This window comes from Catenulispora sp. GP43, from assembly GCF_041260665.1.
Classification (GTDB): domain Bacteria; phylum Actinomycetota; class Actinomycetes; order Streptomycetales; family Catenulisporaceae; genus Catenulispora.
The window spans coordinates 387,366-401,036 of record NZ_JBGCCT010000008.1; the positions used below are offsets into that span (position 1 = coordinate 387,366).

The window sequence follows — 13,671 nt, forward strand, 5'->3', positions numbered from 1 at the left end:
CGCCGGACCGGCGGCCGACCTCTGAGCCGGGTGTCGGATGCGCCGCGAATGAGATCCGAGGTGTGAGGCCGCCATGCCCGTTCCCGCGCGTGACAGATTTCCCGCCCGATCCGCGGCCTGCCTCGTCGCCATCGTGCTCGGCCTGGGTGCCGCGGCATGCTCCGCGTCCACCTCACCGACTCCGGCCGAGTCGTCCTCCCAGCAGACCTCGGCCCAACCTGCCGCTGCCGTACCGCCCGACCCGTGCAAGCTGCTGGGCACCGCACAAGTGTCCGCCGCCTTCAGCCAGAGCTCCAATCACTACGTGGCCAGCCTGGCCTGGAACGCGCTGGAGGCGTGACGACAGAAGTCTTCACGCTCAGCCTGGAGCCGGCCAGCCAGTTCCTGGGCGCGGGACCCACTCCGGTGGAGAACATGGGCCAAGCCGCCTACATCGCCGACACCGGCGATCTCGAGATCGAGGACGGATCCTTCGACGTCGACGTCTTCGACCGCGCCGAAGTCCCCACCAACGTCGCGGGGGAGGAAAAACTGGGCGCCGAAGTGGTCGCGAACCTCAGCTGCCTCGCGCAGGGCGGATGAATGCGGCCCGCGTAGTGATCTCCCTTAGTGCGCCAGCTCTCCGACGTCTTGATCGTGGGGCCGGTGTGCCTACCGTTGATGGTGTGAGTTCCAACGCTCTCATCGGCCTGGGAATCACCGCGGTCATCACCGCGGTGGCGGCGGCCGTGCGGTCAGTGGTTCGTGAGCGCACCATCGACCAGGGCAAGGAGGCCCACGCCACGATCCTGCATGTGCAGACCGAGGAGTCGAGCGGGCCCTTTCCTGTTCTACTACCGGGAACGGCTCGGGAGCACGACGCTGGTGGAGATCACAGGGCCGCCCAGCCGAGTCGCGAAGCCTGATCCACCTGCTTGATGTATCCGCCCGCCGACTCTCGATCTTCCCGGCCCCCGCATGAGAGAGTCGCCTCATGCGCCCTCTCCTGACACCCCCGGCCCTGAAGCCCGGCGACCGCGTCGCCGTCGTCGCGCTCAGCGGGCCGCCCGGGCGCCAGGAGCTCGATCTGGGGCTGGCGGCGCTGCGCAGCGTGGGGCTGCTGCCGGAGGTGTTCCCGTCGGCGCGGTCGGTGGGGCCGTATCCGTATCTGGCCGCTGATGACCAGACGCGGGCCGAGGACCTGGCGCGTGCGCTGGGGGAGCCTGGCTACGCCGCGGTGATCTGCGCGCGCGGCGGGTACGGCGTGCAGCGGGCGCTGGAGGTGCTCGACTGGGAGGCGATCGGGACGCCGGAGCCGCGGGTGGTGGTCGGCTTCTCCGATGTCACGGCCCTGATCGAGGCGGTGCGCAGCCGGCTGGGGTGGGTGTCGGTGTACGGGCCGATGGTCTCCAGCGTGATGTTCCGCTCCGGCGTGCCGTCGTTCGAGGGGCTGGCGCGCCTGCTGCTGACCCCGCAGCGGTGCACCGAGCTCGTCTTCCAGGACACGCGCGCCCTGGTCCCCGGCGTCGCCGAGGGCGTCACGGTCGGCGGCACCGCGAGCCTGCTGGCCACCTCGCTGGCCACGCCGTTCTCGGTGCCGGCGCGCGACGGCATCCTGTTCCTGGAGGACGTCGGCGAGCTGCCCTACCGCCTTGACAGGGTCCTGACCCAGCTGCGGCGCACCGGGTACCTGGACGGCGTGCGCGGCATCCTGTGCGGCACCTGGGACGAGTGCGGGCCGCTGGCCGACGTCGAGGAGCTGCTCGCCGACCGGCTCGGCGGCCTCGGCGTGCCGGTGCTGCTCGGCGCCGACATCGGCCACGGTGTGTTCATGCAGTCGCTGCCGCTGGGCGTGCGGGCGCGCCTGGACACGGCGGCGGCGACGCTGACGTTCCTCGATCCGCCGCTGAGGCCGACGCCGGGGGAGTGAGGAGGGTGCGGCGGCGAGCTTTCCCGCCCGCCGTCACACCGTCCCGCCTACCGGTTCAGCACCGCGACCCGCCTACCGGTTCAGCACCTCATCCTCCCGGTCCGTCAGCAACCGCGACCGGATCAGGAACCTGACCCCCTCCGGCGCCTCCAGCGAGAACCCGGCCCCGCGCCCCGGCACCACGTCCACCGTCAGGTGCGTGTGCCGCCAGCGCTCGAACTGCTCGCGGCCCATCCAGAACGTCACGGGCTCGGCGATCCCCTCGACCTCGAGCCGTTCCAACAACACATCCGAGGCCCCGGTGCGGAACTCGCCCGCCAGGTAGCACATCGGCGAGCTGCCGTCGCAGCAGCCGCCCGACTGGTGGAACATCAAGGGGCCGTGGGCGTCGTAGAGCTTGCGCATGAGCGCCGCCGCGGTGTCGGTGACCGCGACCCGCGACGCCGCCGCGCCGGCGGCCGGCTCGGGCATCAGAAGAAGCCCATCGCCTTCGCCGAGTAGCTCACCAGCAGGTTCTTCGTCTGCTGATAGTGCTCCAGCATCATCTTGTGGTTCTCGCGCCCGATGCCGGAGCTCTTGTACCCGCCGAACGCCGCGTGCGCCGGGTACAGGTGGTAGCAGTTGGTCCACACCCGGCCGGCCTGGATCGCGCGGCCGGCGCGGTAGGCGGTGGTCCCGTCCCGGGTCCACACGGCGGCGCCGAGGCCGTACAGGGTGTCGTTGGCGATGCGGATCGCGTCGTCGTAGTCGTCGAAGCTGGTCACCGAGACCACCGGGCCGAAGATCTCCTCCTGGAAGACGCGCATCGCGTTGTCGCCCTCGAAGACCGTCGGCTGCACGTAGTACCCGCCGGACAGCTCGCCGCCCAGGTCCACGCGCTCGCCGCCGATCAGGATCTTCGCGCCCTCGCTCTGGCCGATCTCCAGGTAGGACAGGATCTTCTCCAGCTGGTCGTTGGAGGCCTGCGCGCCGACCATCGTCTCGGAGTCCAGCGGGTTGCCCTGCTTCATGCGCTCGGTGCGGGTCAGCGCGTCGGCCAGGAAGTCGCTGTAGTGGCCGCGCTGGATCAGGGCCCTGCTGGGGCAGGTGCAGACCTCGCCCTGGTTCAGGGCGAACATCGCGAAGCCCTCCTGGGCCTTGTCGTAGAAGTCGTCGCGGGCGCCGGAGACGTCGTCGAAGAAGATGTTCGGGCTCTTGCCGCCCAGCTCCAGGGTGACCGGCTTGATGTGCTCGGAGGCGTACTGCATGATCAGCCGCCCGGTGGTGGTCTCGCCGGTGAAGGCCACCTTGGCCACCCGGCCGCTGGAGGCCAGCGGCTTGCCGGCCTCCACACCGAAGCCGTTGACGATGTTCACCACGCCCGGCGGCAGCAGGTCCGCGATCAGGCTCATCAGGTAGTGCACCGAGACCGGGGTCTGCTCGGCCGGCTTGAGCACCACGGCGTTGCCCGCGGCCAGCGCCGGGGCCAGCTTCCAGATCGCCATCAGGATCGGGAAGTTCCACGGGATGATCTGCGCCACCACGCCCAGCGGCTCGTGGAAGTGGTAGGCGACGGTGTCCTCGTCGATCTCCGACAGCGCCCCCTCCTGAGCCCGGATCGCCCCGGCGAAGTAGCGCAGGTGGTCGATGGCCAGCGGGATGTCGGCGGCCAGCGTCTCGCGGATCGGCTTGCCGTTCTCGAACGACTCGGCCACCGCCAGCCGGTCCACGTTCATCGCCATCCGGTCGGCGATCCGGTTGAGGATCTCGGCCCGCTCCGTGGGCGAGGTGCGCCCCCAGGCCGGCGCGGCGGCGTGCGCGGCGTCCAGGGCCCGCTCGACGTCCGCGGCGGTGCCCCGGGCCACCTCGCAGAACGGCTGCCCGGTGATCGGCGTGGGGTTCTCGAAGTACAGCCCGCCGGCCGGCGCCACGGGCTCGCCGCCGATCCAGTGCTCGTACCGGGGCTGGTAGCTCATCAGGGCGTCGGATTGACCGGGCGCGATGTAGACGGTCATGAGCAGACCTCCATGGTCGCCGGCGATTGGAGAGGGCTGCCGTCGGTGGCCGGCGCGGCGGCATGCGCGTGACGCTAATGCGGGGCCCGACCCAGTTCACCCCGGTGTACGTGGATCTGCGTATGAAGGTTTGAGGCGGCACGGTGCCCATTGGGAGAAATTCGGATGCGTCCTGCGGAACGGCGCTGTTAACGTCAGCGCGCCTCGTGCCGTCCGCCTTTGGGGGCGCAACCATGAATCCGCTTCGGGAGAAACCGTTCCGGCGTTTCTTCATCGGCCAGTCGATCTCGGTGACCGGGGGCGCCGCCACCCAGATCGCGCTGTTCTTCGCGGTCCTGCAGATCACCGGCAGTGCCAAGGACCTGAGTGTCGTCGTCGCCGCGCAGATGCTCCCGACGATCGCGCTGGTGCTGATCGGCGGCGGGGTCGGGGACCGGATCGGGCAGGCGGTGCTGCTGCGGGTGACGCACTTCGGGCTCGGGGTGACGCAGGCCGGGATGGCGTTCTGCCTGTTCACCAGGCAGCCGGTCGGGTATCTGATCGCGCTGGCGTTCCTCACCGGGGTGCTGTCGGCGTTCGTGGGCCCGTCGCTGAGCGGGATCGTGCCGCAGATGGTGCGACCCGTCGGGTTGCAGAAGGCGAACTCGCTGCTGGCCACGGTGAACAACGCGGCCAAGGTGCTGGGGCCGACCGTCGGCGGCGTGCTGGTCAGCACGATCGGCGGCGGCTGGGCCCTTACCGCGGACGCGGTGTCGTTCTTCGTCGCGGCCGTGGTGTTCTGCTTCATCCCGGTCTCGGCCCGGCCGGTCATGGCCGACCGGAAGCTGTTCGCCGAACTGCGGGCCGGCTGGACGTACTTCCGTTCCTCGTCCTGGATCTGGTCCATGACCGCGGCCACCGCGGTGTCGGGCTTCCTGCAGATGGGCGCCGGGATGGTGCTCGGGCTGGTGCTGGCCAAGGAGACGTTCGGGGCCGAGGGCTGGGGTGTGATCATCAGCTGCCGGGCGGCCGGTCAGCTGATCATGAGCGTGCTGATGATCCGGATGAAGCCGCGGCGGCCGCTGCTGGTCGGACAGCTGTTCATCACGCTGCAGGCGGTGCCGTATCTGCTGCTGGGCCTGAACGGGGGAGTGGCGGCCATCGCCGCCGTGTCCTTCGTCGCGGGGTTCGGGATCACCTACGCGGCCGTGGCCTGGGACACCGCGCTGCACACGTACGTCCCGAACGACATGATGTCGCGCGTGGTGTCCTACGACCAGTTCGGCAAATCCTGCGCGGTGCCGCTGGGGCAGCTGACGGTGGTCCCGCTGGCCGACCTGTTCGGCACGCGCGAGGTCATCTTCACCGCGGGGGTGCTGTTCGCGCTGGCGATGCTCGCGCCGCTGATGCTGTCTTCGGTGCGCAGGGTAGGGACCGAGGGGCCGGGACCGGGGCCGGGACCGGGGCCAGGGCCAGGGCAGGCCTCAGCCTCGGTCTCAGCCTCGGCGCTACTCCCGCATCCCGATGGCGTCGACCGGCCGAGCGCGCAGCGCCAGCCGAGTCGGGACTAGGACGGCTGCCGCGGCCAGCGCCGAGACGGCCGCGACGATCGCCACGTACAGCAAGGGTGGAACATAAGGAATCGGCGATCCGGTCAGGCCCTGGCTGACCGTCGCCAGCGGCAGCAGCGGCACCGCGGTGCCCACCACCACCGCGATCAGGACCACCATCAGCGTTTCCGTGCGCATCATCCGCATCACCTGGCTCGGCGTGGCGCCGACCAGGCGCAGCAGCGCGAACTCCCGGGAGCGCGACAGCGTGGTCATCACCAGGGTGTTCGCGACGGCCACCGCGATGTACCCGAACACCAGCACCAGCGGCATGGCACTGCCGACCAGGCCCGCCGTCGCGCTGTGCTGCTGAGCCGCCGACAGGCCGCCCTTGTCCTGGACGCGCAGGCCCGGATAGCGGTCGCGCAGGGCTCTGAGCTCGTCCAGGACCTGCTCGCGGTCGGCGCCGTCCCGCACCCGGACCAGGACCGAGTCGTACAACTGGCGCGAGCTGTGCTGCAGGATCGTCGCCGCGGGCAGGGTGAGGTCGCCGAAGCCCAGGCCGCGGCGGTAGACGGCGACCACCCGCGGTTCGATCGTCTGGCCGTCGGGCAGGTGGACGCGCACCGTGCGGCCCACGCCGGTGCCCAGCGTGGCGGCCGCGCCGTCGCTGACCGCCGCGGTGCCCTCGGGCAGCTGCTCCAAGGCGCCCGCGGTCACGTCCAGGTCCAGGACCCGGTCCAGCCGGCCGGCCGTCAGGCCCTGGGCCTGGTAGTCGAACACCTCGGGGTCGCCGAGCATCGTGGTGGAGGCGAACAGGCCGACGCGCACCGTGCCGGCCGCGGCCGCCACCCCGGGCAGCCCCTGGACGTAGCCCGGAACCTCGGTGGGCAGGCCGCCGGCCGCGCCGCTGAGCGTGTAGTCGGCGAGGACGCCGGCGCGCGCCTGGTCCTGCGCCGCGGCCGCCGTGGTGGTCGGGATGAACAGTTGGAGCGCGGAGAAGCCGATCGCCAGGATCAGGGGACCGATACCGGCGGCCAGCCGGCGGGCGTTCGCCTGGGTGTTGGCGACGGCCAGGTATCCGAGGTCGCCGAAGCGGCGGCGGAACGGCGCGGCCAGCAACCTGGTCACGCGTGCCACCACCGGCGGCGCCAGCATGAGGAACGCGACCACCATGATCAGACCGCCGCTGGCGGCGCCGGCCACCGCGAAGATGCTGCCGAAGAACAACGGCAGCAGGGACGCGGCCGCACCGAGCACGACAAGCAGGACGCCGATGACGACGCGGGCCCGGCCCAGCCCTGCTTCCTCGCTCTGCGCCTGGGCCAACGCCTCCACCGGCCGGACCGACACCACCCGGCGGGCCACTGCGAACCCCGCCACCTGCGCGGCGATCACCGCGGTGCCGACCGCCGCGACCATGGGGATCGGGCCGTAGGAGAACTCGAAGTCCGGCGGCAGGACGTCGATCACCGACAACGCCCCGCGCAGCGCCTTCGCGGCCAGCACCCCCGGCAGGCACCCGAGCGTCGCGGCGGCCAGGGCGACCACCAGCGCCTCGCCGGCGATCATCGTGTGGATCTGTTTGGGCGTGGCTCCGATCGCGCGCAGCAGGGCCAGCTCGCGCCGCCGCTGGTGCACGCCCAGCGCCAGGGTGCTGCCGACCACCAGCATGGTGATCAGGACGACGGTGCCGCCGAGCGAGCCGGCCAGCTCCTTCAGGCTGCCGCGGGCCGAGGCCACGTCGGGGTTCTCGGCGCTGCTGCGCCCGGCGCCGGTGTGGGAGGAGACGTGCGCGCCCTTGAGCACGGCGTCGACCCGGTCGTCGAGCCGGTCGTCGAGCCGCCCGGCGTCCGGGCCCGGCGCCGCCAGCACCCCGATCGCGCTGACCTGGTCGGTGCGGCCGAACAGGGCCCGGGCCTGGTCGTCGGCGAAGAAGATCGGCGGTGTCCGCAGCGCACCACCCGCGCCGGTGTACTTCACCAGGCCGACGACGGTGTACGTACCGGCCGCGCGCGTGGAGGCGATACGAACATGGTCGCCGACCTTCACCTTCGCGTGGCCGGCGACGGACTGCTCGAGCACAACCTCCCCGGCGCCGCGCGGCTCACGGCCGCTGAGCTCGAACGGGCCGAGCGTGGCGCTGCTCCAGTTCGTCCCGATCGAGACCCGGTCGTCGGCGCCCCGGGCCAGGGCCCCGTCGGCAGCGACGACCTGCGCCGGGAAGGTGAGCACGCCGACCGCCTGAGCGACGCCCTCGGCGTGCGCCACTGTGCCGACCAGCTCGGCCGGGACGTCGACCGCCTCGGTGAGCGCCTTCGTCTTGCTTTTCTTCCCCTCGTGCACAGTGAAGGACTGCTTGCCGGTGACCACGACCGACGCCTTCGCATAGCGCTGCACCGGCACCCCGTCGCCGATGCCGGACTGCAGGATGATGCCGAACGCCGTCAGCAGCACCGAGGCGCCGAGCAGCGCGACGAACGCGCCTGCGAACCCTGCTTTACGTTCCCTGATGGTCGAGATGGCGAGCCGGAACACCGTTCACCACTCTCCCAGCGAGGTCATGCGCTCGGCGATGCGCTCCGGCGTGGGCCCGGTCAGCTCCTGCGCGTACCGGCCGTCGGCGAGGAACACCACGCGGTGCGCGAACGAGGCCGCGACCGGATCGTGGGTCACCATCACCACCGTCTGGCCGAGGTCGTCGACCAGATCGCGCAGCAGTCGCAGCACCTGCTTGGCGGTGCGGGTGTCCAGCGCCCCGGTGGGCTCGTCGGCGAACACCACCTCCGGCCGCGCCGCCAGCGCCCGGGCGATCGCGACCCGCTGCTGTTGGCCGCCGGAGAGCGCGGCCGGTTTGTGGTGCATCCGGTCGGTGAGCCCGACCCGTTCGACCACCTGGTGCAGCCACGGCCAGTCCGGCCGGTGCCCGGCGAGCATCAGCGGCAGTGTGATGTTGTCCGCGACCGACAGCGCCGCCATCAGGTTGTAGGCCTGGAAGACGAAGCCGACCCGCTCGCGCCGCAGGATGGTCAGCTCCACCTCGGTGAGCGAGGCCAGGTCCGTGCCGCCGAGCACCACCGAGCCGGCGTCCGGGCGGTCCAGTCCGGCGGCGCAGTGCAGGAAGGTGCTCTTGCCCGCCCCGGACGGCCCCATGACCGCGGTGAACGAGCCGCGGGCGAAGGCCAGGCTCAGATCGCGCAACGCGTGGACGGTGCCGGCGCCCTTGCCATAGGTCTTGCGGACGCCGTCCATGCGTACCACGTCGCTGATCATCTCCGGCCTCCATCGTTCGCCGTGCCTTGCTGACGATCACGACCGTAGGTTCGCGGCCGGTCGCCGAACCAGGGCGCAGGCTGCCGAACCGATGGTGCAGAAAACTGCCATAGGCGCCGGGACCTGGGGCGTTGGTACAGTGATCGCGATGCTCGCGCACTGGATCCGTCAGACCGCGGTCCGGTTCGCGCCCGCGGCCGCCTACGTTCTGGTCTGCCTCGGTACCGGGCTGGCCGGACTGGTGTTGATCGTCGTGATCGCCGTGACCTGCGCGCTGTGCTTGGCGGGGATCGGTTTCCTGCTGGTGCCAGGGGTTCTGCGGCTGCTGCGTACTTACGCGCAGTTCCACCGCCGCCTCGTCGGGCGGATGCTCGGCACCGAGGTGCGTACGGCTTCGGACCCGGTGGTCCGCACAGATCTGCTGTGGCTGCTCGGCCACAGCATTCCGGGCACCGCCCTGTGCGCACTGGCGCTGGTCGTCTGCGGCCACGCGGTCAACTGGCTCACCGCCCCGGTGTGGTGGCAGCTCCTGCCCTCCCAACGGGACCGGATCATCCTGATCACCGTCGACTCGTGGTGGAAGGCCCTGGCCGCGGCCGTCGTGGGCATCGGCTACGCCTTCGTGGCGATGGCCCTGATGCGGCCGCTGGCGTTGCTTCACGCGCAAGCCTCGCGCTGGCTGCTGACCGCGCTGCCGCGGCCGCGGGCCGGGCTGGCCCAGCGTGTCCGGGAACTGACACTGACCCGGGCCGAGGCTCTGGACGCGCACGGTGCCGAACTGCGCCGGATCGAACGCGACCTGCACGACGGCGCCCAGGCCGACATCGTGGCGGTCTCGCTGCGCCTGGGCATGATCCGGCGGGCGCTGGAGCGCCGCCCGGACCAGGTCCCCGACCTGGTGGACACCGCCCAGCAGCTCGCCGAGCAGGCCCTGGACTCGCTGCGGCTGCTGGTCCGCGGCATCTACCCGCCGGTGCTGGCCGATCGCGGGCTGGTCGAGGCGGTGCGGGCGCTCGCCGCCTTGTGTCCGGTGCCCACCGGCATCGACCTCGGCGAGGCTGCCGAACCCACGCTCCGCGCACCGGCGGCAGCCGAGGCCGCGGCCTACTTCGTGGTCTCCGAGGCGCTGACCAACGTCGCCAAGCACAGCGGTGCACGTACCGCGCTGGTGCGCTTGCGGACCACTGCGGAGGCGATCTCCATCCTGGTTCGGGACGACGGCCACGGCGGTGCCGCCGAGGGTGCCGGAAGCGGGATCACCGGGCTGCGCCGCCGAGTCGCCGCCTTCGACGGAAGCACCGAGCTGTCCAGCCCGCCGGGCGGACCGACCGTGTTGAAAGTGGAGATTCCATGCGGATCCTGATCGCCGAAGACAACGCACTGCTTCGGGAGGGGCTGGCCGCACTGCTCACCAGCGAGGGGCACGAGGTCTGCGCGACCGTCGACCACGGCGACGAGCTGCTGCCGGCGCTGCTCGAACACCGGCCGGAGGTCGCGGTCGTGGACGTGCGGCTGCCGCCGGACTTCCGCGACGAGGGCCTGCGGGCGGTGGTCGAGGCCCGCCGGCAGCTGCCCACGCTGCCGGTCCTGGTGCTCTCGCAGTACGTTGAGCGTACCTATGCCGCCGAACTGCTCGCGCACAGTGCCACTGGCGTCGGCTACCTGCTGAAGGACCGTGTCGGTCGCGCAGAGCAGTTCCTGGAGGCCCTGCAACTGGTCGCCGATGGCGGCACGGTCATGGACCCCGAGGTCATCTCCCAGCTGATGGCCCGCCGGGCAGGCGAGGACCCGCTGGCCACGCTGACCCAGCGCGAGCGCGAGGTGCTGGCGTTGATGGCCGAGGGCCGCAACAACAGCACGATCGCCGAGCTGTTGTTCATCACGGAGAGCTCGGTGAACAAGCACATCGGGAGCATCTTCGCCAAGCTCGGCATGCCGACGCCGGAGAGCGGGAACCGGCGGGTGCTGGCGGTGCTGACGTATCTGCGGTCCTGAGCCGGCCTTGAACGCAGCTGTTCCCTGGTGCAGAAAACTGCACCAGGGAACGGGAGGCAGCGCCGATGTGATGGCGCGCGCCCCGCTCGAGGATGGGATCAGCGACGGCCGCAGCCGTCGCGATCCCTTTCCCCAGCAGCGCGAAGGAGCACCCTCATGTCCGGTTCGACCGGCTGGAAGCCGCCCAAAGAACGCCCGATGTGGCCCTACGTGGTCTTGGCGGTCGTCATCGTCGGCGTGGCCATCAACGTGTTCCTCACCGTCTGACCCGCTTCGGACATCCGATCCGGATCAGACGCTCGGGTACTCGTAGAACCCGCGCCCGGCCTTGCGCCCCAGGCGTCCGGCCTCGACCATGCGCAGCAGCAGCGCCGGCGGGGTGTACAGGGGCTCCTTGAACTCCTCGTACATCGCCTCGGCGGCGAGCTTGACGGTGTCCAGGCCGATCAGGTCGGACAGCGCCAGCGGGCCCATCGGGTGCGCGCAGCCCAGGACCATGCCCGAGTCGATGTCCTCGGCCGAGGCGAAGCCGCCCTCGGCCATCCGGATCGCGGCCAGCAGGTAGGGGATGAGCAGGGAGTTCACCACGAACCCGGCGCGGTCCTGGGCGACCACGGCCTGCTTGCCCAGCTGCTCGACGAACGCCACGGCCCGGGCCTTGGTGTCCTCGCTGGTGGCCAGCGACGGGATGACCTCGACCAGCTTCAGCACCGGGACCGGGTTGAAGAAGTGGACGCCGACCACGTTGTGCGGCCGGGCGGTGGCCGTGCCCAGGCGCATGATCGGGATGGAGGAGGTGTTGGAGGCCAGGATGGCGTCCTCGGGCAGGATCAGGTCCAGCTTGGCCAGCACGGCGGTCTTGACGGCCTCGACCTCCACGACGGCCTCGACCGCCAGCTGCCGGTCGGCGAACTCCTGCAGGTCCTCGGTGAAGCGGATCCGGCCCAGCGCCGCCTCGGCGTCGGCCTCGCTCATCTTGCCCGCCTTGACCGCGCGCTTGAGGGAGACCGCGATGCGGTCGCGCCCGCGCTTGAGGCCCTCGGCGTTCTCGTCGGCGACGATCACGTCCAGCCCGCTGCGTGCGCAGACCTCCGCGATGCCCGACCCCATCTGGCCGACGCCGACCACTCCGACTCGTTCGATCACCGATGTGCCTCCGGTTCAGGTGTTGCGGCTCATGCTGCACTTGTGGTGCGTACCACAGGGTATCGGTGGCACCCGGTGTGGATAATCAAGGGTACCCAGTACCTTCACCCCTAGGAGCGCGCCATGGCCGCCGACTTCGACCTGTTCAAGGTCTCCGAGGAGCACGACCTGCTGCGTGAGGCGGTCCGCTCGCTGTGCGAGGAGAAGATCGCCCCCTTCGCCGCGGACGTCGACGAGCAGGCCCGCTTCCCCCAGGAGGCCCTGGACGCCCTGGTCTCCTCGGACCTGGCGGCCGTCCACGTCGCCGAGCAGTACGGCGGCCAGGGTGCGGACGCGCTGGCCACCTGCATCGTGATCGAGGAGGTCGCCCGCGTATGCGCCAGCTCCTCCCTGATCCCGGCGGTGAACAAGCTGGGCTCGATGCCGGTGATCCTGTCCGGCAGCGAGGAGCTGAAGCAGAAGTACCTGACCCCCCTGGCCGCGGGCAGCGCGATGTTCTCCTACTGCCTGTCCGAGCCCGACGCCGGCTCCGACGCCGCGGGCATGAAGACCCGCGCCGACCGTGACGGGGATCACTACGTCCTCAACGGCGTGAAGCGCTGGATCACCAACGCCGGCGTCTCGGAGTTCTACACGGTGATGGCCGTCACCGACCCCACAGCCCGCTCCAAGGGCATCTCGGCCTTCGTGGTGGAGAAGGGCGACGAAGGCGTGTCCTTCGGCGCCCCGGAGAAGAAGCTGGGCATCAAGGGCTCCCCGACCCGCGAGGTCTACTTCGACAACGTCCGCATCCCGGCCGACCGCATGATCGGCGCCGAGGGCACCGGCTTCGCCACCGCGATGCGCACCCTGGACCACACCCGCGTCACCATCGCGGCGCAGGCCCTGGGCATCGCACAGGGCGCGCTGGACTACGCGTCGAACTACATCAAGGAGCGCAAGCAGTTCGGCAAGCCGATCGCCGACTTCCAGGGCATCCAGTTCATGCTCGCGGACATGGCGATGAAGCTGACCGCGGCGCGCCAGCTGACGTACACGGCCGCGGCGAAGTCCGAGCGCGGCGACGGCGACCTGACGTACTTCGGCGCGGCGGCGAAGTGCTTCGCCTCGGACGTGGCGATGGAGATCACGGTCGACGCGGTGCAGCTGCTCGGCGGGTACGGCTACACGAAGGACTACCCGCTGGAGCGGATGATGCGGGACGCGAAGATCACGCAGATCTACGAGGGTACGAACCAGGTGCAGCGGATTGTTATGGCCCGGCAGGTGCTGGGCGGGGTGAGCATCTAGGTCACAGGCTTGATCGCTGGAAACGGTACCGGCCGCCGCACTCGCTGGAGTGCGGCGGCCGGTGGCTTGTTCCGTGGCTGTTCCGTGAGAACTACGGCAGAGGACCATCAACGACGGAACAGATCAGGAGACATCCCGGCGCTCCCAGGTTCGCGGGAGCTTCGGGAGACTGATGAGTGCATCGATGCCGAGATGCTCCTTCAAGAGAGCTTTCAGCTCGCGGGCGTCGATCAGCTGCATCCGTCCGGTGCGCGTTGCGAAGTCCCGGCTCGCCTTGCCGAACCAGGAGGTTGTCACGAGGATCCCCTTGGCGGCGTTCATGTCGTTCATCACGCCCGCCAGAGCGCGGACGTCGTTGACCGGTACCGCGTCCTTGTAGCGCTTGGCCTGGATGACACATACGCGGCTGGATGTATCAGGCTTCTGTCGCCTGCGCCTGATTCTGCTTCCGGTAGTGCTCCCGCCAGATCAGCCGGTACACCGGCAGCACCCGCGGTACCGACCGCAGGCCGGGGATGAACGGCAGGAACAGCAA

The 13,671-nt window shown here is 70.6% G+C and carries 14 protein-coding genes; 8 read left to right on the forward strand and 6 right to left on the reverse strand.

The window, feature by feature from the left end:
• The first annotated feature begins 73 nt into the window (after positions 1-73).
• From ABH926_RS19305 to ABH926_RS19320, 4 genes are all read left to right on the forward strand, one after another.
• Positions 74-340, forward strand: coding sequence for a hypothetical protein (locus tag ABH926_RS19305; RefSeq protein ID WP_370367047.1), 267 nt, complete (start codon positions 74-76; stop codon positions 338-340).
• Positions 337-582 (forward strand): hypothetical protein, encoded by a 246-nt coding sequence (locus ABH926_RS19310; RefSeq protein ID WP_370367048.1) that lies wholly within the window; start codon positions 337-339, stop codon positions 580-582. Before ABH926_RS19305 ends, ABH926_RS19310 begins: the two co-directional genes overlap by 4 nt.
• 83 nt (positions 583-665) lie before the next feature.
• A complete protein-coding gene (locus tag ABH926_RS19315; protein WP_370367049.1) occupies positions 666-905 on the forward strand; it encodes a hypothetical protein in 240 nt (79 codons plus the stop codon).
• A gap of 68 nt (positions 906-973) precedes the next feature.
• Complete coding sequence (locus ABH926_RS19320; RefSeq protein ID WP_370367050.1) at positions 974-1,909, forward strand: LD-carboxypeptidase; 936 nt, start codon at positions 974-976, stop codon at positions 1,907-1,909.
• Positions 1,910-1,981: 72 nt separating this feature from the next.
• On the opposite strand, the gene ABH926_RS19325 is transcribed toward ABH926_RS19320, so the two are convergent.
• Positions 1,982-2,380 (reverse strand): DUF779 domain-containing protein, encoded by a 399-nt coding sequence (locus ABH926_RS19325; protein ID WP_370367051.1) that lies wholly within the window; start codon positions 2,378-2,380, stop codon positions 1,982-1,984.
• Positions 2,380-3,903, reverse strand: coding sequence for an aldehyde dehydrogenase family protein (locus tag ABH926_RS19330; protein WP_370367052.1), 1,524 nt, complete (start codon positions 3,901-3,903; stop codon positions 2,380-2,382). The genes ABH926_RS19325 and ABH926_RS19330 overlap by 1 nt, the downstream gene beginning before the upstream one ends.
• 233 nt (positions 3,904-4,136) lie before the next feature.
• On the opposite strand from ABH926_RS19330, the gene ABH926_RS19335 reads away from it, so the two are divergent.
• Positions 4,137-5,453 carry an MFS transporter gene (locus tag ABH926_RS19335; RefSeq protein ID WP_370367053.1) on the forward strand — a complete coding sequence of 439 codons (1,317 nt, stop codon included), beginning with the start codon at positions 4,137-4,139 and terminating at the stop codon, positions 5,451-5,453.
• Here the strand turns inward: ABH926_RS19335 and ABH926_RS19340 are convergent.
• On the reverse strand, positions 5,391-7,970 hold the full coding sequence (locus ABH926_RS19340; RefSeq protein WP_370367054.1) for an ABC transporter permease: 2,580 nt from the start codon (positions 7,968-7,970) through the stop codon (positions 5,391-5,393). The genes ABH926_RS19335 and ABH926_RS19340 overlap by 63 nt on opposite strands.
• A gap of 3 nt (positions 7,971-7,973) precedes the next feature.
• Positions 7,974-8,705 (reverse strand): ABC transporter ATP-binding protein, encoded by a 732-nt coding sequence (locus ABH926_RS19345; RefSeq protein ID WP_370367055.1) that lies wholly within the window; start codon positions 8,703-8,705, stop codon positions 7,974-7,976.
• 148 nt (positions 8,706-8,853) lie between these two features.
• Between ABH926_RS19345 and ABH926_RS19350 the strand changes: the two genes are divergently transcribed.
• On the forward strand, positions 8,854-10,068 hold the full coding sequence (locus ABH926_RS19350) for a sensor histidine kinase (RefSeq protein WP_370367056.1): 1,215 nt from the start codon (positions 8,854-8,856) through the stop codon (positions 10,066-10,068).
• Positions 10,056-10,700, forward strand: coding sequence for a response regulator (locus ABH926_RS19355; RefSeq protein WP_370367057.1), 645 nt, complete (start codon positions 10,056-10,058; stop codon positions 10,698-10,700). The genes ABH926_RS19350 and ABH926_RS19355 overlap by 13 nt, the downstream gene beginning before the upstream one ends.
• Positions 10,701-10,991: 291 nt before the next feature.
• On the opposite strand, the gene ABH926_RS19360 is transcribed toward ABH926_RS19355, so the two are convergent.
• Positions 10,992-11,846: a 3-hydroxybutyryl-CoA dehydrogenase gene (locus tag ABH926_RS19360; RefSeq protein ID WP_370367058.1), complete on the reverse strand. Its 855-nt coding sequence runs from the start codon at positions 11,844-11,846 to the stop codon at positions 10,992-10,994.
• A 123-nt stretch (positions 11,847-11,969) separates the two neighbouring features.
• On the opposite strand from ABH926_RS19360, the gene ABH926_RS19365 reads away from it, so the two are divergent.
• Positions 11,970-13,136, forward strand: a complete 1,167-nt coding sequence (locus ABH926_RS19365; RefSeq protein WP_370367059.1) for an acyl-CoA dehydrogenase family protein — start codon at positions 11,970-11,972, stop codon at positions 13,134-13,136.
• 123 nt (positions 13,137-13,259) lie between these two features.
• On the opposite strand, the gene ABH926_RS19370 is transcribed toward ABH926_RS19365, so the two are convergent.
• Complete coding sequence (locus ABH926_RS19370; protein ID WP_370367077.1) at positions 13,260-13,577, reverse strand: restriction endonuclease; 318 nt, start codon at positions 13,575-13,577, stop codon at positions 13,260-13,262.
• Positions 13,578-13,671 lie beyond the last annotated feature (94 nt).